26 protein-coding genes and 1 tRNA gene are annotated in these 25425 nt (G+C 48.6%); 14 read left to right on the top strand and 13 right to left on the bottom strand.

What is annotated here, in order from left to right; translation table 11 throughout:
* Positions 1 to 286: 286 nt before the first annotated feature.
* Positions 287 to 841, top strand: coding sequence for a cytochrome b (locus H0247_RS11415; protein WP_180742639.1), 555 nt, complete (start codon positions 287 to 289; stop codon positions 839 to 841).
* A 30-nt stretch (positions 842 to 871) separates the two neighbouring features.
* Positions 872 to 1447, top strand: a complete 576-nt coding sequence (locus H0247_RS11410; RefSeq protein ID WP_180742793.1) for a YceI family protein — start codon at positions 872 to 874, stop codon at positions 1445 to 1447.
* Between the two features lie 75 nt (positions 1448 to 1522).
* On the opposite strand, the gene H0247_RS11405 is transcribed toward H0247_RS11410, so the two are convergent.
* On the bottom strand, positions 1523 to 2590 hold the full coding sequence (locus H0247_RS11405) for a rhodanese-related sulfurtransferase (RefSeq protein ID WP_180742638.1): 1068 nt from the start codon (positions 2588 to 2590) through the stop codon (positions 1523 to 1525).
* A 235-nt stretch (positions 2591 to 2825) separates the two neighbouring features.
* Between H0247_RS11405 and H0247_RS11400 the strand changes: the two genes are divergently transcribed.
* Positions 2826 to 3920 (top strand): NADH:flavin oxidoreductase/NADH oxidase, encoded by a 1095-nt coding sequence (locus tag H0247_RS11400; protein ID WP_180742637.1) that lies wholly within the window; start codon positions 2826 to 2828, stop codon positions 3918 to 3920.
* 258 nt (positions 3921 to 4178) lie between these two features.
* Complete coding sequence (locus tag H0247_RS11395) at positions 4179 to 5099, top strand: Kdo(2)-lipid IV(A) acyltransferase (protein ID WP_180742636.1); 921 nt, start codon at positions 4179 to 4181, stop codon at positions 5097 to 5099.
* Between the two features lie 127 nt (positions 5100 to 5226).
* Here H0247_RS11395 and mdoH read toward each other — a convergent pair whose 3' ends face one another.
* Positions 5227 to 7791, bottom strand: a complete 2565-nt coding sequence (gene mdoH / locus H0247_RS11390; protein WP_180742635.1) for a glucans biosynthesis glucosyltransferase MdoH — start codon at positions 7789 to 7791, stop codon at positions 5227 to 5229.
* Positions 7784 to 9286, bottom strand: coding sequence for a glucan biosynthesis protein G (locus tag H0247_RS11385; RefSeq protein ID WP_255433960.1), 1503 nt, complete (start codon positions 9284 to 9286; stop codon positions 7784 to 7786). Before H0247_RS11385 ends, mdoH begins: the two co-directional genes overlap by 8 nt.
* A gap of 442 nt (positions 9287 to 9728) precedes the next feature.
* Between H0247_RS11385 and H0247_RS11380 the strand changes: the two genes are divergently transcribed.
* Together H0247_RS11380 and H0247_RS11375 are read left to right on the top strand one after the other, a co-directional pair.
* Positions 9729 to 10196, top strand: coding sequence for a DUF2946 domain-containing protein (locus tag H0247_RS11380; RefSeq protein WP_180742633.1), 468 nt, complete (start codon positions 9729 to 9731; stop codon positions 10194 to 10196).
* 102 nt (positions 10197 to 10298) lie between these two features.
* Positions 10299 to 11822: a PepSY domain-containing protein gene (locus H0247_RS11375; protein ID WP_180742632.1), complete on the top strand. Its 1524-nt coding sequence runs from the start codon at positions 10299 to 10301 to the stop codon at positions 11820 to 11822.
* A gap of 122 nt (positions 11823 to 11944) precedes the next feature.
* Here the strand turns inward: H0247_RS11375 and H0247_RS11370 are convergent, their stop codons facing one another.
* From H0247_RS11370 to H0247_RS11360, 3 genes are all read right to left on the bottom strand, one after another.
* A complete protein-coding gene (locus H0247_RS11370) occupies positions 11945 to 13609 on the bottom strand; it encodes a methyl-accepting chemotaxis protein (protein WP_180742631.1) in 1665 nt (554 codons plus the stop codon).
* 863 nt (positions 13610 to 14472) lie between these two features.
* On the bottom strand, positions 14473 to 14742 hold the full coding sequence (locus H0247_RS11365; protein ID WP_180742630.1) for a hypothetical protein: 270 nt from the start codon (positions 14740 to 14742) through the stop codon (positions 14473 to 14475).
* A gap of 158 nt (positions 14743 to 14900) precedes the next feature.
* Positions 14901 to 15200, bottom strand: a complete 300-nt coding sequence (locus tag H0247_RS11360) for a hypothetical protein (RefSeq protein WP_180742629.1) — start codon at positions 15198 to 15200, stop codon at positions 14901 to 14903.
* 155 nt (positions 15201 to 15355) lie between these two features.
* Here H0247_RS11360 and H0247_RS11355 point away from each other — a divergent pair, with 155 nt between their 5' ends.
* Complete coding sequence (locus H0247_RS11355) at positions 15356 to 15541, top strand: GhoT/OrtT family toxin (RefSeq protein ID WP_180742628.1); 186 nt, start codon at positions 15356 to 15358, stop codon at positions 15539 to 15541.
* 168 nt (positions 15542 to 15709) lie between these two features.
* Here H0247_RS11355 and H0247_RS11350 read toward each other — a convergent pair whose 3' ends face one another.
* The 3 genes from H0247_RS11350 to H0247_RS11340 all read right to left on the bottom strand — a co-directional run bounded on the left by H0247_RS11350 (position 15710) and on the right by H0247_RS11340 (position 17408).
* Positions 15710 to 16138 (bottom strand): universal stress protein, encoded by a 429-nt coding sequence (locus H0247_RS11350; protein ID WP_180742627.1) that lies wholly within the window; start codon positions 16136 to 16138, stop codon positions 15710 to 15712.
* A 230-nt stretch (positions 16139 to 16368) separates the two neighbouring features.
* Positions 16369 to 16902 (bottom strand): isochorismatase family protein, encoded by a 534-nt coding sequence (locus tag H0247_RS11345; RefSeq protein ID WP_180742626.1) that lies wholly within the window; start codon positions 16900 to 16902, stop codon positions 16369 to 16371.
* Between the two features lie 83 nt (positions 16903 to 16985).
* Positions 16986 to 17408 carry an NUDIX hydrolase gene (locus H0247_RS11340; protein WP_180742625.1) on the bottom strand — a complete coding sequence of 141 codons (423 nt, stop codon included), beginning with the start codon at positions 17406 to 17408 and terminating at the stop codon, positions 16986 to 16988.
* A 527-nt stretch (positions 17409 to 17935) separates the two neighbouring features.
* Between H0247_RS11340 and H0247_RS11335 the strand changes: the two genes are divergently transcribed.
* Complete coding sequence (locus tag H0247_RS11335) at positions 17936 to 18118, top strand: biofilm/acid-resistance regulator YmgB/AriR (protein WP_255433945.1); 183 nt, start codon at positions 17936 to 17938, stop codon at positions 18116 to 18118.
* Positions 18119 to 18501: 383 nt separating this feature from the next.
* Here H0247_RS11335 and H0247_RS11330 read toward each other — a convergent pair.
* Positions 18502 to 18589, bottom strand: a tRNA-Ser gene (locus H0247_RS11330).
* A gap of 287 nt (positions 18590 to 18876) precedes the next feature.
* On the opposite strand from H0247_RS11330, the gene yccA reads away from it, so the two are divergent.
* A complete protein-coding gene (gene yccA / locus H0247_RS11325; protein ID WP_180742623.1) occupies positions 18877 to 19536 on the top strand; it encodes an FtsH protease modulator YccA in 660 nt (219 codons plus the stop codon).
* A gap of 110 nt (positions 19537 to 19646) precedes the next feature.
* Entirely contained in the window at positions 19647 to 19976 is a 330-nt protein-coding gene (gene tusE / locus H0247_RS11320) for a sulfurtransferase TusE (RefSeq protein ID WP_180742622.1), read from the top strand.
* A gap of 12 nt (positions 19977 to 19988) precedes the next feature.
* Here the strand turns inward: tusE and yccX are convergent, their stop codons facing one another.
* Positions 19989 to 20267: an acylphosphatase gene (gene yccX, locus H0247_RS11315; RefSeq protein ID WP_180742621.1), complete on the bottom strand. Its 279-nt coding sequence runs from the start codon at positions 20265 to 20267 to the stop codon at positions 19989 to 19991.
* 240 nt (positions 20268 to 20507) lie between these two features.
* Here yccX and hspQ point away from each other — a divergent pair, with 240 nt between their 5' ends.
* Positions 20508 to 20816 carry a heat shock protein HspQ gene (hspQ, locus tag H0247_RS11310; RefSeq protein ID WP_180742620.1) on the top strand — a complete coding sequence of 103 codons (309 nt, stop codon included), beginning with the start codon at positions 20508 to 20510 and terminating at the stop codon, positions 20814 to 20816.
* A gap of 76 nt (positions 20817 to 20892) precedes the next feature.
* Here hspQ and H0247_RS11305 read toward each other — a convergent pair whose 3' ends face one another.
* A complete protein-coding gene (locus H0247_RS11305) occupies positions 20893 to 21306 on the bottom strand; it encodes a CoA-binding protein (protein WP_180742619.1) in 414 nt (137 codons plus the stop codon).
* A 193-nt stretch (positions 21307 to 21499) separates the two neighbouring features.
* Between H0247_RS11305 and H0247_RS11300 the strand changes: the two genes are divergently transcribed.
* Together H0247_RS11300 and H0247_RS11295 are read left to right on the top strand one after the other, a co-directional pair.
* Positions 21500 to 22024, top strand: coding sequence for a DUF2057 family protein (locus H0247_RS11300; protein WP_180742618.1), 525 nt, complete (start codon positions 21500 to 21502; stop codon positions 22022 to 22024).
* A gap of 137 nt (positions 22025 to 22161) precedes the next feature.
* Positions 22162 to 22620, top strand: a complete 459-nt coding sequence (locus H0247_RS11295) for a methylglyoxal synthase (RefSeq protein ID WP_180742617.1) — start codon at positions 22162 to 22164, stop codon at positions 22618 to 22620.
* An 84-nt stretch (positions 22621 to 22704) separates the two neighbouring features.
* Here the strand turns inward: H0247_RS11295 and helD are convergent, their stop codons facing one another.
* Entirely contained in the window at positions 22705 to 24762 is a 2058-nt protein-coding gene (gene helD / locus H0247_RS11290; RefSeq protein WP_180742616.1) for a DNA helicase IV, read from the bottom strand.
* A gap of 198 nt (positions 24763 to 24960) precedes the next feature.
* Here helD and H0247_RS11285 point away from each other — a divergent pair, with 198 nt between their 5' ends.
* On the top strand, positions 24961 to 25407 hold the full coding sequence (locus tag H0247_RS11285) for a YccF domain-containing protein (RefSeq protein WP_180742615.1): 447 nt from the start codon (positions 24961 to 24963) through the stop codon (positions 25405 to 25407).
* Positions 25408 to 25425: the final 18 nt, after the last annotated feature.

The raw sequence follows: 25425 nt of genomic DNA, 5'->3' as shown, positions 1-25425 counted from the left end.
CAGAATACCGTATTTTCCTCATGTTTTAAGACTCGCAGACTGAAGCACAATCCCCCTATAGCCGCGATGCAGCTAACCTGTTCTGTTCGCTATTGCCACTGTTCTCCTGCTGAGGTGACGGTTCTCCCCTTAAATTATCAAAAAAATTGAATTCACTTTCACAATAAAATCAAAAAATTTGTTACATAATTTAGTAACGTGATAATCACAAATATTACATTGACCTTTCATTCGCTTCTGTTTAGCTTTTGTTTAACAAACGCACTCAACTTGAAGGAATCATAATATGACTTGGCGTAATTCCCCATCCCGTTACGGCCATATCAGCATTTTTCTGCACTGGATTGCAGCGTTAACCGTTTATGGCATGTTCGCCTCAGGACTTTGGATGGTGACACTTAACTATTATAGTGTTTGGTATCACCGCGCACCTGAAATTCACAAAGCGATTGGTGTACTGCTTTTTGCCGTCATGATTTTTCGCGTCATATGGCGCTTTATTTCACCACCACCGCCTCCACTGAAAAGTTACGCTACCGTCACTCGCGTGGGTGCCACACTCGCTCATATCGCGCTTTACGTTATTTTGTTCTCCATTCTGATTAGTGGATATCTTATTTCCACTGCCGAAGGGCATTCAGTTCCCGTTTTTGGCTGGTTTTCTGTTCCGGCCATTGTCAGCGGCTTGACGGATCAGGCCGATATAGCAGGCGACGTGCATCTTTATCTTGCATGGGCGGTGGTTGCCTTATCAGCACTGCACGGTTTAGCCGCATTAAAACACCACTTTATAGATGGTGATAGCACGTTGAAACGAATGTTGGGTCGCAACGTTCATTAACCTTATGGATTTTATGGAGAAATACCAATGCTGAAGAAAACACTACTGAGCCTGACTGCAGTATCCATGCTTGCCTCTGCCGGTTCTGCACTGGCGGCAGAGTACAAGTTCGATAAAGAAGGCCAGCACGCGTTTATTGAATTCCGCATTAAACACCTTGGTTACAGCTGGCTTTACGGCAGCTTTAACGACTTCGATGGCGCCTTTACCTTTGATGAGAAAAATCCATCAGCAGATAAAGTAAATGTCACTATCAACACTAACAGCGTTGACACTAACCACGCTGAGCGTGACAAACACCTTCGCAGCGCAGAATTTTTAAACGTTACCAAGCATCCGCAGGCAACGTTTATCTCCACTGAAGTGAAGAAAGACGGTGAAGATTACGATATCACCGGCAACCTGACATTAAATGGCGTCACCAAGCCGGTTAAGCTAGATGCCAAACTGATCGGTCAGGGCGATGATCCTTGGGGTGGTTATCGTGCAGGTTTTCAAGCTGAAGGCACTATCAAGTTGAAAGACTTCAACATCACGACAGATTTGGGCCCAGCTTCGCAGGATGTAGAACTGATTATTTCCGTTGAAGGCGTTCGCCAGAAATAAGGCGACACTGAACATCAACAGAACAAAGCCCTTTCCTGTGGAAAGGGCTTTTTCTATTACACGGTTAACCGCTAATTATTCAGTCTTATCTTTCGCGCCAGGAGCAGGAATGTGCAGCGTTGACTGTAATAATCCTTTGGATTTATTAAAGATCTTCATTCCATTTTCACGCCCGCTGCGTATCGCTCGTTGTTCTTCAAGCGGCAGCTTCATTTCATCCTGACATTGCGTACTACAGCAGCCTTCGTATTTTGCAGCGCAGGCAGGACACTGGATAAACAGAAGATGGCACCCTTCATTACGACAGTTAGTGTGACTATCACACGACGCTCCGCACTGATGGCAATGCGCGATAACGTCATCAGAAATGCGCTCTCCCATTCGTTCATCAAACACGAAATTCTTGCCGATAAACTTCAACGGTAATCCCTGAGCTTTAGCCTGACGTGTATATTCAATAATACCGCCCTCGACGTGATACACGTTCTTAAAGCCATGATGCAACATGTAGGCGCTGGCCTTCTCGCAACGAATCCCGCCTGTGCAGTACATGACAATATTTTTGTCGCGCGACTCATCAAGCATTTCAACTGCCATCGGCAACTGCTCACGAAACGTATCCGACGGCACTTCCAGCGCATTCTCGAAGTGCCCGACTTCATATTCGTAATGGTTACGCATATCGACGAACACGGTGTCGGGATCGTCAGCCATCGCATTAACCTGATCGGCTTTCAGGTATTGCCCGACATTCGCTGGGTTAAATGTCGGATCGTCAATCCCATCAGCGACAATCCGTTCGCGTACTTTCATACGCAATACCCAGAACGATTTCCCGTCATCTTCCAGAGCGATATTTAAGCGAATCTGATCGAGCGCCGGGTGCACACTGAACAATACCGCCTTAAAGGCCTCGAACTGATTATTGGGCACGCTGATTTGTGCGTTAATCCCCTCAGTCGCAATATAAATGCGACCGAAAACCTGACATTGCTCAAGCTGAATATACAGACTATCGCGAAAGGCTTTTGGATCATCAATAGTGAAATATTTATAGAAAGAAACTGTGGTACGCGGCTCGGTTTCCGCAAGCATACGCGCCTTCAGTTCCTCATTAGAAATCCGGTTATGTAACACTGGCATGGTGTACGTTCCTGTCTTCATTGAGGTTAGCGTGTGGCGTTCATCATCGAGACATCGCTCGATATATGAAATCGCTCGGCATCATACCTGATAGCGTGGTGACTGTCAGGGCATGAAATGAATAGCGCGACGTCAAAGAGTGATCTACCGTAAACCGATGACCTTACCGTAAACCCATGACCTCTGGGATTCATTTTTGCTTTCATGAAGTATCATCATCGAAGGATCTGTCATTATGAGTCAGCTTTTCTCACCCGTATCACTTGGCAAACTCGAACTGCCCAATCGGATCATCATCGCCCCCATGTGTCAGTATTCGGCTGAGGATGGCAAAGCGACGGCCTGGCATACCATGCATTTAGGTAACCTGTCACATTCCGGGGCAGGCCTGCTCATCATCGAAGCTACCGCGGTTTCGCCGGAAGGCCGGATTTCCCCGCACGACCTTGGTTTGTGGGATGACGCGACAGAACAGGCTCTTGCTGGCGCAGTTAACGCGGTCAAAACCTATTCTGCCATGCCTCTTGGCATACAATTGGGCCACGCGGGCCGCAAAGCCTCAACGGACGTTCCGTGGAGCGGACGCGCATTTTTGCGTCCGGAACAGGGAGGCTGGCAAACCATTGCGCCATCCGCTCTCCCTTACAACACCAGCGATGCGGCACCGCTGGAAATGTCAGAACAGCACATCCATGCATTAATTAATTCGTTCGTGGATTCAGCTAAACGCGCGGATCGTCTGGGCTTTGATCTGATAGAAATTCACGCCGCTCACGGTTATTTGCTGCATCAGTTCCTTTCACCGCTGACAAATCATCGCACGGATAACTACGGAGGGTCGCTTCAGAATCGGATGCGTCTGGTCGTTGAAATTTACCGCGCAATACGCGATGTTTTCCCCGCACATAAAGCCGTTGGCGTGCGAATTTCTGCGACAGATGGCGTTGAGGGTGGTTGGGATCTGGAGCAGTCGGTACAACTTAGTCAAGCGCTGCACGAACTAGGCTGTGATTTCATCCACGTATCCAGTGGCGGTCTGTCGCCGTTGCAACAAATCCATCCTGCGCCTAATTATCAGGTACCGTATGCGCAGCGGATTAAACAAGAGGTTGGCATCACCACCATCGCCGTTGGATTGATAACCGAGCCGGAACAAGCAGAAGCGATCGTTGCAACCGGTGAGGCAGACGCTATCGGGCTGGCTCGCGCCATCCTCTTCGATCCCCGTTGGCCATGGCATGCGGCCGCCAGACTGGGTTCGCAGATTTCCGCCCCGGCACAATACTGGCGTAGTGAACCACGCTACGCCAAGGGCATTTTCAAACAATAGCAACAAATACGTTATGTCAGGCGATTCTATCTGGGTCGCCGCTTCTCTATCTCACCACACATCATGCCACCAAAGGTTAAAACTCATTTGCTGAAAATGATACGATCACAGCCGTTTTCTGCATAAAAATCAGTCAATAACGCAGCGGTAATTTGTGTTATTGGCAAAGCGCCGTAATAATCTATCTTGCAGTTAACCATTAACTAGTTTTTTAACGGTTCGCGTGCTGAGCAGCACCAAAATATTGATACTGAGGCCATGACACAAATCCCTTCTTTTAATCGTTCATTGCTACATCCGCGCTACTGGCTCACCTGGTTGGGCATCGGCATCCTTTACCTCATCGTTTTACTTCCCTATCCCGTTCTGTATCGTATCGGTACCGCACTGGGTCATTTGGCTCTGCGTCTATTGCCAAAGCGCGTCAACGTTGCCGCCCGTAACCTCGAACTGTGCTTTCCCGACATGCCGCAGGCTGAGCGTGATGCATTAGTCAGGAAAAATTTTGAATCTGTCGGCATGGGCGTAATTGAAACCGGTATGGCCTGGTTTTGGCCAAACTGGCGTATCGAACGCTGGTTTACGGTGACTGGGCTTGAACATATCCGCCCTGTATTGGAAAAGCAGCAAGGCGTGTTGCTCATTGGTCTGCATTTCCTGACGCTGGAATTGGGAGCCCGTATCTTTGGCATGCACAATCCTGGTATCGGTGTGTACCGCCCAAACGATAACAAGCTGATCGATTGGTTACAGACCTGGGGAAGACTACGTTCTAATAAGTCCATGCTGGATCGTAAAGATCTCAAAGGGATGATTCGCGCACTCAAGCAGGGAGAGATCATCTGGTATGCTCCCGATCATGATTACGGCCCACAAAGTAGTGTCTTTGCTCCGCTCTTCACCGTCGATAACGCAGCGACAACCCGCGGTAGTTATATGCTGATAAAGACCGCGAGGCCTGCCGTCATTCCTTTTGTCCCACGCCGCCAGCCTGACGGAAAAGGCTATGAACTGCTGATTCAACCTGCAGAACAGAATGCCCCTGTAGATAATGAAACCGAAACTGCCGTGTGGATGAACAACATCGTTGAACAGAATATTCTGCTCGCACGTGACCAATACATGTGGCTGCACCGCCGTTTCAAAACCCGCCCAGAAGGCGAGCTGCCCCTGTATTAACGAGCACCTTTCTATACCGGTTACTCACTGCAGGAACGGGGATACCTTACCTTGTGACAGAGTGACAGACGAAAAAAAAGCAACGGCAATTGGTTGCCGTTGCTTTATCTTTCATGCCAACACGACGTTAGCCTTTGATATGAGGTGCGGGAAGTTTCTGGTAAGACTCAATCCACGCAGCATAGGCTTCAGGTTTTTGCCACACATGATAGTGTAAGCGCGAGATCGTAACGGGATCGCTAAGCAGTGCCAGACGTTGATTATTGCTCACCTCTTCCGGCTTACGATTCAAGGCCTCACGCACATTCTTTTCACGTACGTCTTCGATCGCCCGACTAAAGCGATGACGCGCCGTCGCCATTGCGCTGGCAAGGGCGTTAATTGACGGATCAAAGACAGCCTGCATAAACCCGCTATCCAGCCTACGCTGATGGTTCAGTCGACAATATTCATCGGTTGCAACCAGTTCACGCGGCGGATTGAATTCTTCCGGTATCAGCAACAGCTTGGCACGTTTACAGCCCAGCCCTAATGACGCACGGCTCGAATACACCGAAACAAATGGTGACAATATCAGCGAGAAGACTATCGGAGCCAGCCACCACAGGAAGCGCAGATCTAACCATGCCATACCAATCGCCCAAACCAGCCCCAAAATCAATTGGGAACCGTGGCGCACAAACGCCTCGCTCCACGGAGTTGCATCGTCGTCACGCTGTGGAGAATTCCACTGCACCGACCAGCCGAGAAACGCACTGACAACAAACACCGTGTGGAACAACATACGAACCGGTGCCAGCAAGACCGAGAACAGCATTTCCAGCAACAGCGAAATAAATACTCGGAAAGCACCGCCGTATTCTTTTGCGCCTTTCGCCCACACCAGAATCACGCTCAATAGTTTTGGCAAAAACAGCAAGACCAACGTCGTCGAGAACAGTGCGATAGCCAGTTCCGGCCGCCACTGTGGCCAGACGGGGAACAACTGCCGAGGTTGCAGGAAATACTGAGGCTCCATAAGCGTATGCACAACCTGTAACGCGGTAGAAAGCATCAGGAACATAAACCACAGCGGTGCCGACAGATAAGACATTACGCCGGTAAGGAAAACAGCGCGGTGAACCGGATGCATACCTTTGACCAGGAACAGCCGGAAGTTCATCAGGTTACCATGGCACCAGCGACGGTCACGTTTCAGCTCATCCAGCAGGTTAGGCGGCAGCTCTTCATAACTTCCCGGAAGATCGTAGGCGATCCACACCCCCCACCCTGCGCGACGCATCAGCGCCGCTTCGACGAAGTCGTGAGAAAGAATCGCACCAGCAAACGACCCTTCACCCGGCAGCGGTGCCAAAGCACAGTGCTCGATGAACGGTTTCACGCGGATAATCGCGTTATGTCCCCAGTAATGTGATTCACCCAGTTGCCAGAAGTGCAGGCCAGCAGTGAACAGCGGGCCGTAAACACGCGTCGCAAACTGCTGACAGCGTGCATATAGCGTATCCATACCTGACGCTTTCGGTGAAGACTGGATGATACCCGCGTTCGGGTTCGCTTCCATCAGCCTGACCAGAGACGTCAAGCATTCACCGCTCATGACGCTATCGGCATCCAGAATGACCATGTAGCTGTACTGGTTGCCCCAGCGGCGGCAGAAGTCATCGATATTGCCGCTTTTACGTTTAACGCGGCGACGGCGACGGCGATAGAAAATACGCCCTGCACCGCCGACATCACGACACAGCTCCATCCAGGCTTTTTGCTCTGCCACACAGATATCGGGATCGTTACTGTCGCTCAGAACGTAAATATCAAAATGCTCAAGATTGCCCGTCGCTTCAACAGATTCATACGTCGCACGCAATCCCGCAAATACGCGTTCTACGTCTTCGTTACAAATCGGCATGATTAACGCCGTGCGATGCTCTGGGTTCAGCGGTTCATTACCCACCGTTGTGGAAGAGATACTGTATTTATCTCGACCAATCAGCAGTTGCAAGAACCCCATCAGTGCGGTCCAGAACCCCGCAGACACCCAGCAGAACAACACGGCAAACAGAACCAGTATGCCGCTTTGCAACACATAAGGAAGCAGTTGCATCAGCGAGCGCGTCCACGGTTGCCCTGCCATTTCAAACGGATTGATGAGCGCCCATCCCTGATAAGGCAGGATGGTTTTCATGTACCAGGTTGCGATCGCCGTCTGAAACAGCGTTAACACCAGCAGAATATAGCGGCGGATTGTCCCTACCAGACGCCAGCGGTTTTCGGAAATTTTCTCTTCCGGGCTGTAATGAGGGCGAGGCGGCACAGTACGGCCCAACAGGCTTTCCCACCAGCGAACCAATGGATTCGTCCGCCAGACGTCCGGGAACATAGAAGCGCGAGTAATAACGGGCATCGCTTTTAATGCCGTCCGCCCTTCTCTGTCAGTGCCGAGTTGCTTACCGTTGTCCAGGCCATCTTCCCAAGCCATTTCAAGACGTGCCTGCACGGAATGCAATGCAACATCGTCTTCGGCCTGAACATTAACCTGATGACCTTCAGATTGGCTATTTTCAGATAAGGTTTGATGCAAAACGGCCTGATCGTTCCAGGCCGCTTGCGGTAATTTTTCGCGAAGAACCTCTGCCTGCTCGGCAGGCAGAGGTAATTTCTCAATATAATCGAGAGAAGAAGTTGACTTATTCATTAGCAGGCAGCTGATTGCTCCAGGTTTCAGTCAATGTCGTCTCGCCATTAACCAACGCAGCTCTCATTTCGGTCGGCTGTTTCGCATCCTTCACACGCAAACGCAGCGTCAGACGCCAACCATGAGTTACTGGGTTATAGCGAACATTATTTTCTACAATCTCGCCGTTGTCGCCAATGCTGACCTGAGAGGCTACTGGAGCGTTCTCATCCAACTCTTTTAAATTCGGTCCAACAAAATCCACAATGTAAGCGATCGTGCCGTCAGGCTGGCGGATCAGGTTAGATTGTTTCACATCACCGGCAGAACGGCGAGTCTGTTGGACATAGGCGATGTTAGGGGAATGCAGTTGATCTTCGTCGCGCGTAAAGTGCAGACGATATTTAAGATCCAGAGGTTTGCCCGTTTCTGGCAACACATCAGGCGTCCAGAAAGCAACGATGTTGTCGTTGGTTTCATCCGCAGTAGGAATTTCAACCAGCTCGACTTTTCCTTTACCCCACTCGCCTTTCGGTTCAACCCAGCCGCTTGGGCGCAGATCGTAACGATCGTCGAGATCTTCATAAGCAGTAAAATCACGACCGCGTTGCAGCAGACCAAACCCTTTCGGATTTTCTATCGCGTAAGTGCTCACGGACAGGTGCTTAGGATTATTCAGCGGACGCCAAATCCATTCACCATTACCGGCATGAATTGACAAACCGTTAGAGTCATTCAGTGCTGGACGGTAGTTCAGCGTCGGCGACGGCTGGTTCGGCCCAAACAGATACATACTGGTCAGCGGAGCGATGCCTAGCTTGCCCACTTTGTCACGCATGAACACTTTAGCCTGAACGTCTACGACGCTGTCACGCCCTGGGTAAACGGTAAACCGATAAGCTCCTGCGGCACGTGGAGAATCCAACAGTGCATAAATCACCAGGTGTTTATCATTTGGTTTTGGACGTTCAATCCAGAACTCACGGAAACGTGGGAACTCTTCACCAGAAGGCAACGCGGTATCGATCGCCAAACCACGCGCAGATAAGCCATAAATCTGGCCTTTACCTACCACACGGAAATAGCTGGCACCCAGCATACTGACGATTTCATCGTTCTTATCGGCTTTATTGATCGGATAGAGAACTTTAAAACCGGCAAAACCGAGATTCTTAACCGTTTCAGGATCGTGGTTGACGGAGCCAAAATCAAAATACTCAGAAGAGTATTTAATCTCATCAACCGTTGTCGCCGTCACTTCATTAATTTTCACCGGGGTATCGAAATACATGCCCTGATGGTAAAACTGGAGTTTGAAAGGCGTCTGTACATTATTCCAGTATGATTTGTCGTTATTGAAACGAATTTGCTGGTAGTCCGCAAATTTCATATCACGGAATTGCGCAGGAAGATTACTTTTCGGCGCTTCAAAACCTTTTCCAGCCAGCTTTTCAGCCTGCTGTGCCACATCATCAATAGAGAATGCCCACGCCGGCACTGCGCTGACAGACAGCATAACGGCGGCGGACAGCCAGCGAAGGCTAGCAACCCGCTGTTTAAACCCAAATTTATTATCCAGCACAGCTCCCCCTGTTCGTGTGCTTCAATCAACTAAAATCCATATTAATGGATAAGTTAGCTTTCCGACAACTTGATAAAGATATTGTTCATCATAATAGGTCAGCGTTTAAACAACGAGAACGCTAAAGCATGATAAACCGAGTAGTAAACGTGGAAAACAGCCACGGACTATAGCGAATATCGACTGATGCGTGCGTAGGATTATTCCGTTTACGCCCGTGCAATTTTCTGGCGCGCCACCGATCCACACAGGAATGAATATTGGCATCGGTTCGCATGTTGCCTGAGGCCTATCGGTATAAACATTTGTGTAACAATGCAGGGACAAGTAAAGTACACTCCCTGACTGAACTCGGTACTGTTGAATTAAGACTGCTATGCTTTTGTCCGCGCTACAACGGCGACGTTTCCCAGCCTGGGTCGGTATCTTCGCTATTTTGACCATCTTCGTTGCACCCGTGATTTCACAAACACTGGTGCTTCACGAACGTGAGCATCGCGTTCATGAACAGGGGCATCATGAAGATGAGCGCCATGACAATAGTGCAACAGCGCACACCAGCCACAGCGGCAACCTAGCGGAGCAATCGCATACCGGGCACACGATGTCCGGGCACCACGCAACGCCATCACACCATTCTCCTTCATCGCCGTCGATGATGATGGATCATGCCGCTTGCGGTTACTGTGTACTCTTTTCATATACCCCAGCGCTATTCGCAGCAGGATCTCTCAACCCCATACTGACCGCCCCTTTATCCGCAGCACGGGTTATTCATTTTATCTCCCGTATTGTCCTTCCTGAACGCTATGCTTCTCCAGTGGTGCGCGCCCCTCCGTTCTGAATCATGCATCATCATGCCCATATGCATTTATAACGCATCGCGCTATACCTTTTTAGGTGTGGCGTTTGTTCATTTTTTTGCTAAATGATTTCAGAGGGTTTTATGCCACACCCTACTCAGGCATCAGCCACTGCTGCCACCTCCAGTACGCGCACAGCCGGAGAAACCGCATCGGCTCAACACCCGGTAGACAACGTATCGCCACGTGCCGCGATCGTCGCGCTGTTCATCCGGCTGCATTTTTATATCGGTATTTTTGTCGGTCCTTTTATTTTTATCGCCGCTCTGACAGGAACGCTGTATGTCCTGACGCCGCAGATTGAAAATCGGCTGTATTCACACCAGCTATTTACTGAAAGCCAAGGCGCGTCGCATTCACTGACTGAACAAATCCGTGCCGCACAGGCGAGCCTCACTCACCACCAGGATGCAAAATTACTGGCGGTACGTCCTGCACCTGCCGCCGGAGAAACCACTCGTGTGATGTTTGCCTTACCGGAACTCGGGCCATCGGAAAGCCGCGCTGTTTTCATCGATCCCGTTTCGCTGGAAAACCGCGGCAGTGAGATAGTTTACGGCACCAGCGGCATCCTGCCATTTCGTATCTGGCTTGATTACCTGCACCGCGGTCTACTGTTGGGCGATGTCGGACGTAATTACAGTGAACTGGCGGCGTCCTGGCTGTGGGTTGCAGCGCTAGGCGGCATCGTCATTTGGTGGTCCACTCGCCACCAGTCGTCAGCAACCAAACGGCGGAAGTTGAAAAATAGCCAGACGACGGCAGCGAAGACACAGCGTCTGCGTCACTGGCATACCACGATGGGGCTGAGTCTCGTGCTTGGCCTGCTCTTTTTCTCCGCAACGGGGTTAACCTGGTCACAGTGGGCTGGAAGCAACATTTCTGTCGCCCGCACCGCGCTAGGATGGCAAACCCCATCAGTGAAAACCCAATTGCCTGCTCCCATGCTTAACCACGACATGATGCACGGTCACGATATGGCGATGGCTACGGATGAACACGCAGAACACCATGTGTCAATGCCGATAGGAAATGTCGACGCATCTTCACCTGCGTTATTTGACAAGGTGCTGGCTGCCGCACATCATGCTGGGATTGATGCCAATAAAATCGAAATTCGCCCCGCCACTCAGCCGCACCGTGCTTGGACCGTCACGGAGATCGACCGCGCCTGGCCAACACAAGTGGATGCCGTGTCGGTAAATCCTGATACGCTGGAGATTGTAGACAAAACCGATTTCAACACCTTCCCACTGGCCGCCAAGCTCACTCGTTGGGGCGTGGATGCACACATGGGCGTGTTATTCGGGTTACCAAACCAACTCATCCTTGCGGCGTTTGGGCTTGGACTCTGTGCAATGATCGTGTGGGGTTATCGGATGTGGTGGATACGTCGCCCGAAATCTCGTCATGGTGCGAATCCGGTCAACACGCTGACGGCAGCCTTGATGCAGGTTCCTGTCTTTCACCGCCTGCTCATTGTACTCATTACGGTGCTGTTGGCTGTGAGTTTGCCCGTCATGGGGATCAGCCTGCTTATTTTTCTGCTGATTGACACGGCTCGGTGGTACATGAACCGTTCAACGCAGGCTATGGTCAAAAACTGATTTCCGCACGGCTATCATGTCTATAGAACCATAAAAAAACCGCCATTATGCGACATAACTTGTGCAACACAATTTATGCCACATAATGGCGGGCAATCAGTAATATCGGCTAACGACAGACGTTAGAACGTCGTCCAATCCGCTAGCTCACCTTTAGCAGCGGTTTTTTCTGCACGGTTATGTTTAGGTGCGGCCAGCGTTGGCGTTTCCATTTTTCTATTCAACATCGCACTTTTGTACGATGAACCAAGGTTGAATACGCTGACCGTACGCGCGAGGCTATTTGCCTGATCCTGCAAAGAGAGCGCAGCAGCGGCAGATTCTTCAACCAACGCGGCGTTTTGCTGGGTTGTCGTATCAATCTGCCCAACGGCCAAATTGATCTGGTTAATGCCATCGCTTTGCTCACGGCTGGCCTGCGCAATTTCGCTGATGATTCCCGTCACGCCCTGTACATTCGTCACCAGCGAGTTCATCGTCACGCCAGTTTCTTCTACCAGTCCCATGCCATCTTGCACTTTCTTGAACGAGTCATCGATCAACTCTTTGATTTCTTTTGCCGCCGTAGCGCTTCGCTGAGCCAGCGCACGAACCTCACTGGCGACAACGGCAAATCCTCTGCCCTGTTCACCGGCACGCGCCGCTTCAACGGCCGCATTCAGCGCCAGAATGTTAGTTTGGAATGCAATGCCATCAATCACGCCGATAATTTCCGCCATTCGCTGTGACGAATCGCGGATACCGCGCATTTCCTGCGTGACCGTTTCCATCATGGCACCGCTTTTCTTCACTGTTTCAGACGCGCTGGCTGCAAGATCTGTCGCCTGCGTCGTATTATCGGCAGTATTTCTGATCGTCGATGTCAGCTGTTCCATCGATGACGCCGTTTCTTCCAGCGAACTTGCCTGCTCTTCCGTTCTGGCAGATAGATCCTGATTCCCCGCGGCAATTTGCGATGCCGCGCTGGAGATCGTTTCTGCGCCATCGCGCACCTGGCTAACAATCTGTCGTAGGCTGCTGTTCATATTGTTCAAGGCGGATAACAGCTGACCGGTTTCATCTTTACGACCGGTATAAATCTCAGAGGTCAGATCGCCTTTCGCGACATTTTCAGCAACACCCAGCGCTTCCTGTAGCGGCTGAGTGACACTGCGAGTAATCAACGAAGCAATAACCAACCCAGCCAGCGCACTGATGATAATGATCGTAGCGAGAACCATCAGCGCGTTTTTGTAGCTTTCTCCTACCGTTTGCGCTGAGGATGACATCTTATCATCCTGTATATCGATGAATTCGTTGACCTTACTGGTGTATTTTGCCTGAGTAACACGCGTAACGTTGAAGTATTCTTCGGCAGCGGCGTCCGTGTTCCCTGCCGATATCAGTGAAGCGAGTTTGTTCGCTGAAGCAAGGAAATCGCGTCGAATGTCGCCAATATCACGCAGTACCGCAACAGATTTACCATCATTGACGGACTGGTTCAGATACTCCATGAGTTCAGATATTCTCCCTGAACGCTCCTTGTTCAGCGCCAACTGTTTATTGATTTCACTTTCTGATTTAAGCAGTAGCAGCAGTTGCTGATTATTGAGATAACCATTCAGCTCATCAATTAACTTATTACTTTTGACGGTCAGTGGATAATTTTTCGAAACAATCTCATCCATCTTTTCGTGAAAGTCACTCAATTTTGAAATAGCAACGCTGCCGATTACCAAAAGCATCAATACCAGAAAAGAAAACCCTGCCCCTAATCGATATCCTATACGCCAGTTGGATAAACTCATTAACATCTCCTTAATTAATTTTCTCTCTCTGTATAAAAAATGTAATTGAAAAATTAATACTTATTCAATAAATACAGATAGCTCCAATACTCTTTTTCATAACAAAAAACACACATCTCTGGACAGATCATTTATATACCCTGGTGAGAAACATAAACAATACGTAGGCAGACAGGCTGATCAAACCATATTCCTGGTGGCACAGTCGAATTGGTCTAACCAGATACGGGAGCAATACAAGACCTCTACACATGTTAGCAGTCGAAAAAACGTCATCTTTTACACCCCATCTTTCACCGCATTTCCCCGTACCATGACCTAGCTTGCTACATTCCCCTATCGCGTTAAACCTAGGAGAATTACCATCACTAAAATTATGGTTTAATCGCAGCGACAAGAAACAAATACACAGCAGAACAAATTTTCCTGACACCGGAGGTGGTATCGGCCTTTTGTAGATAATCTTTATATTTTCTAACTTATGGCATTAATATCCATTTAATCGATCATTTTCTTACAATCTATCTATTTATAAGGTATGTGATTTTTAGGCGAAGTGAATATAGTATTCAGGATGTAACAATAAAACAGAAATAAATAATAACATTTTGTTATATATTTAAATAAACATTGTCTGTATTTATATTATGTCGCAAGTGGGAAGTAGAAGAAATAGAGGGAATGAGGTGAGCGAGGTGAGCGAGGTGCTCTAACGCGCTTTTAATCACTTCCCGTGCTCGATACAAGCTGTGTGAATTTGGACAAAAAAATACTCACCCAGACGCAGTTTCATCAACGCGCCTAGGCGATTTAATTTTGCTATTGGTTTTGTGAATCAATCAAGGATTCAGGGCCACATTCCATTACTTTTTCTTAGAGGCCGACTTGGATTTACCTTTCAACAATTCCCGGACTTTCTTTAGCTCTTTCTGCGTTAACGGCGCTTCTGCACCGACTTCTTCGGTGCCCTGACTGTCAACCAGCTCAGAAACCTGATAGCTTTCATCAAAACTCCTCAGTAACCGAGCGCTAACTTCTGCACTGATAGAGACTTCGTTTTCCAAGGCAGCCGCTTTGATTTTTTCTTTCAGCTCTGGGGAAATTTTCAGGGACAGGCTAGATATCTCACTCATTTTATTACCTTTCTCATGGGGTAAAACAGTAAGCTATGACAGCCAGCAAGCAATGTCCATACTGAAATAAAAATTTAATATTTATGTCACAAAAAGAGTGTGATTAATTTCTTAGCAAAGAGATTATTATTCCGATATTTTTATTTCCCTGCTGAATATTACGTATTCCCGTTTCTCATTCTCCAGTCATCAATCATTTTCCGAGTCACGTCGTCTTTGTAACAGAGCGGCGAATCTCCCCCCGCTCGGCTCCATGCGCTACGTTTGCCACACTTGCTGCCATTACGCGCTGAATTATAAGGACAAGGACAATGACCAAAATAAGAAGAAATTGATTCCTGAATGATTCGTTCTTTGATCTGCTCATCAGAAATCCTGGGCGTTTTCGCCATACTAAGCGTAGAAAAAGAAAGCAGAGCCACTGCACACACCATCACAACAGACAGCGTCGTTTTCATACCGAAGGTCTCATTTTAACCAGAGGATAATAACTGTAGTAAAAAATACGCACCGCAGAACGCGGCCTTCGAGCTACCCATTATGGGTTAAAAAATTGATCATAAAATATTAACAACATAAAATGCAGGCGCTCCGAGGATAAAAGGAAAAAAACGTGCCACATCACTCCCTATGGGAACTCATCAAACTTACCTACACGATCGGTTTTGTCATCGCCTTGGTCGCAACGTTCTTGTTAAGTAAAGATAAATCCCTATTCATCCGATTCTTTGCCTCGTTAATTATCGGCCTAACTTGGCCGCTTAGCTTTCCTGTTGTCCTGCTGTTCTCCATTTTTTAACGCGCAGCTTCTCGGAAGGGAGCCCATCTTGCAGCAGCCGCATTATATACAGTGGACACGTTGATGGTTCACAAACGGCGGGAAGCGGCGTTACCGCAGAGCTGCTGCGTAGCACCGCAACTGCCTCATCGCCAAATCCCAATGCGGCAGTTGCGTTATACCAAAAAACTACCGAACAACTAATACGGACATTTTCGCATAGCGAACGATAGCTGCGGCATTTGAGCCAAGCAGATAGGTTTTCACATCCGGCCGCCGCGAACCGATTACGATCAAATCCACATTCATCTCCTCCGCCAGCGCTAACACTTCGTCTCTGGCCGAACCAAAACTGACGCTGCATGATAAACGCGATGCTGGCAGATCGATCGCTTTCATCAGTGATTTGAGTTTGTCATTCGCTTTCACTACTGCCTCATTCTCAAACTCTTTTATGCCAAAAGAGTACGCAGATAGGAACGCCGATGCATCCGGGAGGGAATGAAAGAGGTGTATAGCGGCACCTGACATTTTGGCCAACCTGACTGCATGCGTAACCGCGTGCTTAGTGAGTTCATCTTGTTCTATATCTACTGGCACTAGGATGCTCGTGTACATAATCACCTCCCCCTGCGTGGATAACTGATCACCTCTCAGTATGTAAGAAGCGTAGTTCGCCTATCGTCAGCAGAATATGATCCCGTTCACTTTTACACATGTTGCCCGCTATTTTTAATCAGTCAGGTGCCGTTATCTCACTACCAGCGTTTTTTTAAAGCGCCCTTGAATAGATACCCTACGGATGAAAGAGTGTATCTATTCAAGGTGATGCTGGCAGGGATAATATTTTACATAGAACTCGCGGTTGACATCCATGAAGCAACGATGTGCTCCGTTGTTTCTACCGTAATCGTGTTGCCTGGAATAATAAAATTCCGCCATACATCGTTATAATGTGCGATTAATTGTTCTGCTTTCAGCTCGCCGCGATTGGCTGTCGTATGTGCATCGGCGGCGATCGTCAATGCGTAGCCTAGACTGGCCGCATTTTTAATCGTTGTATCAACGCAATAATCCGTCGCACATCCGCAAATCGTCAGGTGGTCAGTTCCCAGTTCCGCCAGAACATCGGCTAACGGCGTACGGTAGAATGCATCGCACGCCGTTTTGGTGATGGACAAACATCCTTCTGGCTGGTTCAACTCAGGTAATAACTGCCATCCCTCGCTGCCAGACAACATACCCTCTTCTTCATGCTGAATGAAAATCGTCCGATCTGCTGCGCCTGAAAGCTGGTTTATCAATGCGACCGTCTGCGCCTGCCGCGCTCTTGGCGTTGCAAACACCGCATTCTGCATATCAATCACGACCAAAACCCGCATCTTTTTTCCTTATTTTGGCACTTAACATCGGCACTCATTATCCTCATGGAGGCAACGGCCTGTCGTCACTCCAGCCAGGCTGGCTAGATCATATCCACTATACCATTAGGATAAAATTTGATTTCCCCTGAGCGCAGTAGATCAATATCAAACCAGCGGGTAATGATCGGCATGCCATTTGTCTCTATACCATGGATAATATCCTGCTGATAAAGCGATTCATCCTGAAAGCGAGCCTCATAAACAAAGACAATCTCATGCCCAGGTTTGCCATTGTAGGAAAAAATATTCTCTGAAACACCCAGCAACAAAAAGTCCTTGGTGGCTGCACTAATCTCCTCCTGAACTTCCCTTTCTGCTGCCGCCTGTGACAATTCGCCAAAGTCGACACCACCACCAAGCGGCAATACATAATGCTCATTTTTTACAGGGTCATACCCTTCTGCTAACAGAATCTTGCCATTGTTTCGGAAAAGACAAACTGCTTTTGCTCTGATCTTTTGCATGCCAACACTCCAGGTAAACTACGGGGCTCTTTTGATAAAAAGACATGTAACACAGAAAAATGTCATCTTTTGGTACAAATAAAAATCTTATAGGACGTAATCAAAATGCATTAATAGTCTTTATGTTCAGTGAATGCTTTTCCCTGCCTCCTTTCATCTTGTCATGTTTAACTTATTGAAGTTATGCGTCTCACAATATTATTTCAGACATAATATTGGAGAGGAACGATAGATTTATATTTATCCGCCTGACCATTGATCGGCGTCATCCTTTCGCGTTCATAAGCATCGCTTGGTCACGCTGTGCTTATTTATCTTATCGGCTGGTTTTATGCGGATGATCGACTAAAGTTAACTAACCATTTATTCATATCTTGCGGACGGCACATTCGTGCTGTCTGTTAAGGCGTGCATTAATCTCGTCAGAAAACGCACAAGGCAAGGGAGGAAAAGCAATGCATTCAGAGGTGCCCAAAAATGAGCTCCCGATATCTGACGCTCTCGGTCTTGATTCTCGGATCAGCGACATGGAAATGCTCGGTAACATTGTCGAAGAGATCATTCAATCCGGCCATTCCGTCAGTAACAAAGCCATCATCGCGAAATTAGTTCACAAGATTGAAACAGAAGCCAATGCCGCTTTTCAGGAGAAATATCGCGCATTGTTGGAGTTGGTGGTTTATAAAACTCAGGACGACTTCCTGATTTAATCCACGTTCAGGCACTACTTTATCGTTTTCCGTAACGTTTATGTTTTCTCGGCCAGAATGCTATTTAATGCATACCGCCAGTTATGGATATGCCCGCAATAAATAGCATAGATATTTATTGCGTTATTATTTACGGCCAGCAGCTATTCATTTATTGATGACGAAGAACGCGATACCTATTTATTTTACCAATCGTTAATATTCATTTCTGAATGAATTATCTAAGGGATAAATTCGCACTACAGCGTCGCTACACGCTCATACTGATTCAATATGAATGTCGTTACGGACAATAGCCGCATCAGTGATGCAAGGTAAAAACACTTGTTGGTTCAGATAACAAAAAAAAACGAGCCAGCCTAAGCTAACTCGTTGAATTTTTTTGGCGGAGGAGTAGAGATTCGAACTCTAGAACACTTTCGCGTCGCCGGTTTTCAAGACCGGTGCCTTCAACCACTCGGCCACTCCTCCGCAATGAAGCGAACTATAAACAGTGAATGAGATCTTGTAAAGCATCACCGCGCTCAATTGCCTGAAAAATAATCTACCGCAGTGCATTTGAACGCAAAACCGTCACACAATAGATAAAATAGCGCAACTTATCTCCCGCCCTTAAAAATCACAGAACAAAACACGAGCACAGACTCGATGGATGAACAATTTGCAGCGTAAAGAAGGGTAAACCCTCTTTAATAACGTCATGTAACTATTTACTCTTTGACGTTGGATAATAGCACCCTGAAGAGAGAGTCGCTGATATGGATCGTATTGTTGTTTCTTCTACCCGAGAAAGCTCACTACTCAGCACGCACAAAGTGCTGCGCAACACCTATTTCCTGCTGTCGCTGACGCTGGGTTTTTCCGCCGTTACCGCAACGGCAAGTACCGTACTTAATCTGCCTACCCCAGGCTTTATTCTGATGCTGGTCGGGTTTTATGGCCTGATGTTCCTGACGCACAAGCTGGCCAACAGCCCTGCGGGTATTCTGGCTGCGTTCGCCCTGACTGGGTTTATGGGTTATACGCTGGGTCCGATTTTAAGCTCACTGATTTCCTCCGGCGCAGGCGACATTATCATGCTGGCGCTGGGCGGCACGGCACTGGTGTTCTTCTGCTGTTCAGCCTATGTCTTAACGACACGTAAGGATATGTCCTTCCTGTCAGGCATGATGATGGCAGGATTCGTGGTTCTGATTGTTGCCGTCATCGCCAATCTGTTCTTGCAAATTCCGGCATTACATCTGGCAATCAGCGCCCTGTTTATTCTGTTCTCTGCGGGTGCCATCCTGTGGGAAACGAGTAACATCATCCACGGTGGCGAAACCAACTACATCCGAGCAACAGTTAGCCTGTATGTCGCGATCTACAATATCTTCGTTAGCCTGTTGAGCATTCTGGGCATTATGCGTAACGACTAAATTTTATTTATCGCCACACCGAGAAAGCCCCTGTCGGGGCTTTTTTTTATTCCGGCGCAGACAGAAAAATTTGCTAAACTGCGGGCTGATTTATCGCTGGTGGAGAGAAGATGTTGGAGTTTGAAGGACGCACAATCGCAACAGACGCGCAAGGTTACCTAATGGATAGCACCGCGTGGAGTGAAGCATTGGCTCACGTGTTAGCAGAGCAGGAAGGCATCACGCTAACTGAACCGCATTGGGAAGTTGTCCGGTTTGTACGAAATTTTTATCAGGAATTTAATACATCACCCGCGATACGCATGCTAGTTAAAGCGATGGCTCAAAAGTATGGCGAAGAGAAAGGGAATAGCCGCTACCTGTACAAACTTTTCCCCAAAGGCCCCGCAAAGCAGGCAACGAAAATTGCCGGCTTACCCAAACCGGTCAAATGCATCTAGCATTGCTCGGCTTCAATAGCGGATAGTAAAACTCTCATAGTCCGTCTTGCCGTGTGGCTCAATAAGCACCCTATCCACTCTGGCGCTTCGTGGGCCACCTTGCTTTAGCCACTCAATCAACGCCTCTACCGCATGAGGTTCGCCATTTGCCACCACTTCCACGCTGCCATCATCGCAATTGCGCGCATACCCACTGAGCCCAAGTCGTCTGGCCTGATGCTGCGTGTTGTAGCGAAACCCGACACCCTGAACCATGCCATAGACATAGGCGACCGTTGCTATCTTTACCATCTGCTTCCCTCTTTCATCTTCCTCCCCTTTTCACCCCGAGAGGCTAAACAACATTTCATTAGCAGGGGTGTATCTTCTAAAAATTTACACCATACTGTTAATAATGTGTTCAACCAGTGATTCACTAACGAACACATCGCTTGAAAAACACTGTACGCTAAAAGGCGTTATCAGATGCGGTTGCCCTCCTCCACGTCATCCGCAGTGAGTAGAAAGTGTAATCTATTTCCAGGGGGTTATATGATCATCTGTAAATTTGGCATAGGACAACAGATTCGTCATAAGCTACTGGGGTTTCCAGGGGTCGTTATCGACATCGATCCCGAATACTCATTAGAAACGCCCACCTGGGAAGAAATTAGCGGCAATGACACGCCGCGTTCAGAGCCGTGGTATCACGTTGTGATGGAAGATGACGAAGGCCAACCGATACATACTTATCTGGCAGAAGCGCATCTGATGAAGGAAGAGCTTTCTGAACACGATCATCCTTCACTCAACGAACTGGCCGAGGTCATTCAGCGCCGCGCGCCACAGCTGCGCCATTAGCTTTCCCGAAGGCAAATATTGGCGATGTTGTAATACTCAACATCGCCCAGCACCTGTGACTTATTTCCCCACGTTTTTATTTACCCAGACCTAGCCGTGGAATTTCAATTTTCGGGCAACGATCCATTACGACTTTCAGTCCGGCATCATGAGCCAAAATTGCCGCTTGCTCATTAATAACGCCGATCTGTAGCCACAGAACGCTAGCGCCAATGGCGATGGACTCCTTGGCGATCTCATAAGCCGCTTCCGGCTGGCGAAAGACATCAACCATATCAACCGGTTTAGGAATATCCGCCAAGTTGGCATACGTTTTTTGACCCAAAAGCGTATGCCCGGCCAGTTTGGGGCTAACGGGAATAACGTCATATCCCTGCTCAAGCAAATATGCCATCACGCCATAACTCGGACGGGACGGATTATCGCTAGCTCCCACGAGTGCAATGGTTTTGACCGTTTTCAATACAGATTCAATATCACTGTCATTCATGCTATTCAGCCTCTCTTGCGTGATTTATTACAGTGTATCGCACATTCTACGAATCGCAGAAAATGGCTTAAAAGCCCGCAGTCTGTATCGTATAGAACGAAAAATGCCATAACAGCCTATTTCAAATTGAAACCTTTGACACATTCAGACAATTCCTCAACAATATTTGGGTTACGTGCCATTTGGGAAAATTATGAAATTCGGCTTCATCACTGTCTGTCTCTTTATTGCAGGTTTCAGCGCTTCTGCAATCGCGGCAACAACGTTGAAATTAGATCAGAAAATCGATCTCCTAATGGTTGACGGGCAGAGAATGTCAGGTTCGTTGCTAAAAGGTGCCGATAGTCTCGAACTTGGCAGTGGGCAACACCAGATTCTGTTCAAAGTTGTCGATACGATTGATGCCCAAACCGGTGCGCCAGTCACCTATTTTCCTTCCACGTTTATTGCGGCGTTTAACACGGAAAAAGTGGCATCGGTGTCGTTTAAACTACCGCCGTTGCACACCCTTGAAGATCGCAAAACTTTCACTGCCCAGCCTCAATATCAATTGCTTGATGAAAAAAATCAGGCAATCTTCGTGCGTACCGATGCGCTTGTCATCGCTGACAATGAGCTGCTCGATATAGAGCGGAAGATGTCGGAATACAACGCAGCGGCGAAAGGCGCTTCCGTTGCAGGCTTTGCCACCGCGCTGAATGAATCCGTAACCTGGTGATTTTACGCGCAGTTGCATCAGATTTTTGATACCCGTTCGCCTTTTCCTGCTTTTATCGCTTTGCACCGAAACAGCGTTTCCGTAATCTGTCTGTACCCTAGCGTCAGCTTTACTACACCAGATTGAAGGACGTAACCATGGAGTTCACCACCCGTACCATCGCCGCGCAGAAACATATTGCGCTGGTAGCTCACGACCACTGTAAACAATCCCTGTTGGATTGGGTTGGTACGAATAAAGAACAGCTCAAAGAGCACACGCTTTACGCCACCGGAACCACCGGGAACCTGATTCAGTTAAATACGGGTCTGCCCGTAAAAAGCATGCTGAGCGGGCCAATGGGAGGGGATCAACAGGTTGGAGCCCTCATTTCCGAAGGAAAAATCGATTTGATGATCTTCTTTTGGGATCCACTAAACGCCGTACCACACGACCCTGATGTAAAGGCATTGCTGAGGCTGGCTACCGTTTGGAACATTCCCGTAGCTACCAACCGTGCAACAGCGGATTTCTTGGTCAACTCTGCGCTATTTAAAGAATCCGTACAGATAACCATCCCTGATTATCAGCGCTATCTGCAAGAGCGCCTGAAATAATAACCGCGCATCACCATGGACCAGCGGCGTGCCACACGGTCGACGCTGGTCTCTGCTGCCCTACTTCTCTACTTTTGCTTTTCGTTATCCCGGCTTACGCTGCGTCGGTACCCCTAAGCGATGAAGATGCTCAATAAACACCGATGGATTCGCCACATCCTGTAGCAACCAGACGCGATGTTTCGCTCTCGTCAACGCCACATACAGTAGGCGACGCTCTTCCGCATCGGGGAAATCTTCCGGTTCAGGTAACAGCACTCTCTCAACCACAGATTCCCTTGCCGGCGCGGGGAAGCCGTCTTTCCCTCCATGCATACCCACAATGATGACGTACTCCGCCTGCTGCCCTTTACTGGCATGTACGGTCATGAAATCAATGTGCAAATTTGGCCATTTGGTCACGGCCTTATCCAAAATAGCAGGACGTAAATGATGGTAACGGGCAAGCACGAGAATGCGCTCATCCGCTTTCACAAAGCCGCTCAATTTATCCAAAAGTGGCTCAAGCTGCTCCTGAGGTAGGATCGTCACCGCTTTTTTATCCCCCTTACTCAGGCTATTAAGCGGTTTCTTCAGTTGATACGGATTTTGCTGTATGAACGTGTTAGCGATTTCACCAACCCGCTCATTAAAACGATAGGTGGTATCCAGCGCGCACTGCTCGCCTACGCCGAAATGCTCTTCAAAGCCCGTCGTCAACGTCAGTTCAGCACCGCTAAAGCGGTAAATGGCCTGCCAGTCATCCCCTACAGCAAAAAGACAGGTACGACTATTCTGTCGGCGCAGTGCTGCCAGCAGGTTCGCACGCTGTGGCGAAATATCCTGGAATTCGTCCACCAGAATGTGTTTCCAAGGGCTAACAAAACGTCCTTTATCCAGCAGGTTTACAGCCTGATGGATGAGGCCGGAGAAATCGACCGCGTTTTCATCCTTAAGAGCCTTTTTCCAAGCTTTCAATAGTGGCGCCATCAGGCGAACACGCTGCTGAAATTCGGCCCGAATGGATTCTGGCGCTAGCTCAACCATGTCGCTCTGGCTACCGCCGTGCATACGCATCAACCCTAGCCAGCGCTCCAGTCGCCCGGCCAGTCGACCCGCCAACTTCGCGTCATTCCAGAAGTCGCCTTCTGGCACATCCCACTCCAGCTCTTCTGTTAACCAACGCCGCCACCCGTTAGCCTGCGTTTTCTTCTCTGCACACTGCTGCTGCCAGTGAGAAATCAGCAGCTCCCGACGCCGTTTCGCATCGCTTTCCAACTGGCTTATTATCGGAGCCTTACGGCTAGCCTGCTGAATGATGTGCAATGCCAGTGCATGGAACGTCTTGGCCTGAATGTCGTCCGTGTGGAGCCGTTCCTGAATGCGCTCGTTCATCTCTTCTGCCGCTTTACGACCAAATGCCAGTAGCAAAATTTGATCGGGTGTGGCCTCCTGTCGATGCATTAACCACGCCGCCCGAGCCACCAGCACGGAGGTTTTCCCGCTGCCAGCCCCTGCCAGAACCAGTACGTCTTCTTCGCCATTTATCACAGCCTTACTCTGCGACACGTTTAATGGCGAACTCTCCACCGTTTCAAAGAAAGACTGCTCTGCCACCAACGTGCGATCCATCCATGCCTGATTCGCCGCAGTGCGCATATCATCACCCAGCTCAAGCCAACGCAAACAGTCACGGTAGTTATCACGGCAGTTGTCAAAGGTTTCAAGTCTGGAAACAGGTAAAGGCAGCGCTTCCAGAGAGTCGCGGACGGCCTTCTGCAACGTTGACAGCGCCTGACGGCTAAACCACTTATCCTGCTGCGTCAGTGTTTGAATACTGTCCGTTTGACGCTGCAAAACCTCCGCGCTAATCAGACTCATCTCCTCGCTCCAGTCAAGCCAAGACTTGAGAAGATGGCGGTAAAAAGCCTGCGTTTCCTGCCATTCTGTTCCGTGCAAGCGCACCACTTTCTCGGCTGGCAATTCAAATTCCAGCTCTCCCCACACCAGCCCTCTTTTACAGTGAATGCCCAGCAGTTGATTAAAGGGGATCAGGTATTGATGTTTATCGCCACTCACTTCGACACCGGCATTCAGTAACCGCACCCGGTTGTAAGGATGCTGGGCCAGATGTTTACCTAACGAGGTGGATTTCAGTTCCATGATGTTCGCGCCATGACTATATGAGAGGTTATTCGTCCATTTTTCGTCGTTTATCTATTTCCTAGTTTACCCGTTATCAGACTTCACGCTCTAGCCTTAAAAACAGGTTAGAATATCCTAATGCTTAATGTGATAATTCTTTTACCATCAGCGAGTTTGGTTACTTTATCGGGTTACCTTACACGTGCAGGAGAGATTATGCGTACTGTGTTGAATATCCTTAACTTCGTATTAGGTGGTTTCTTCACCACACTAGCCTGGCTTCTGGCGACGGTCGTCAGCGTGCTGCTGATTTTTACCTTACCGCTAACACGCTCATGTTGGGAAATCACCAAGCTGTCGCTCTTGCCTTATGGCAATGAGGCCATCCATGTTGATGAACTGCGACCGGATGAAAAGAGCACGATTCTCAACGCCGGCGGCTCTCTGCTGAATATATTCTGGTTTATTTTCTTTGGCTGGTGGCTTTGCCTGTCGCACATCATTACAGGTATCGCGCAGTGTATTACGCTCATTGGCATTCCCGTTGGCATCGCCAATTTTAAGATCGCTGCCATCGCGCTGTGGCCAGTAGGACGTCGCGTAGTTTCCGTCGAGCTTGCACAGGCTGCGCGGGAAAATAATGCTCGCAGCCACTTTCGTTAACGGCATCTAAGGATATTA

Origin of the sequence: Pectobacterium sp. CFBP8739, from assembly GCF_013449375.1 — a bacterium.
Classification (GTDB): Bacteria; Pseudomonadota; Gammaproteobacteria; order Enterobacterales; family Enterobacteriaceae; genus Pectobacterium.
This window is presented reverse-complemented; position numbering and strand designations above follow the sequence as displayed.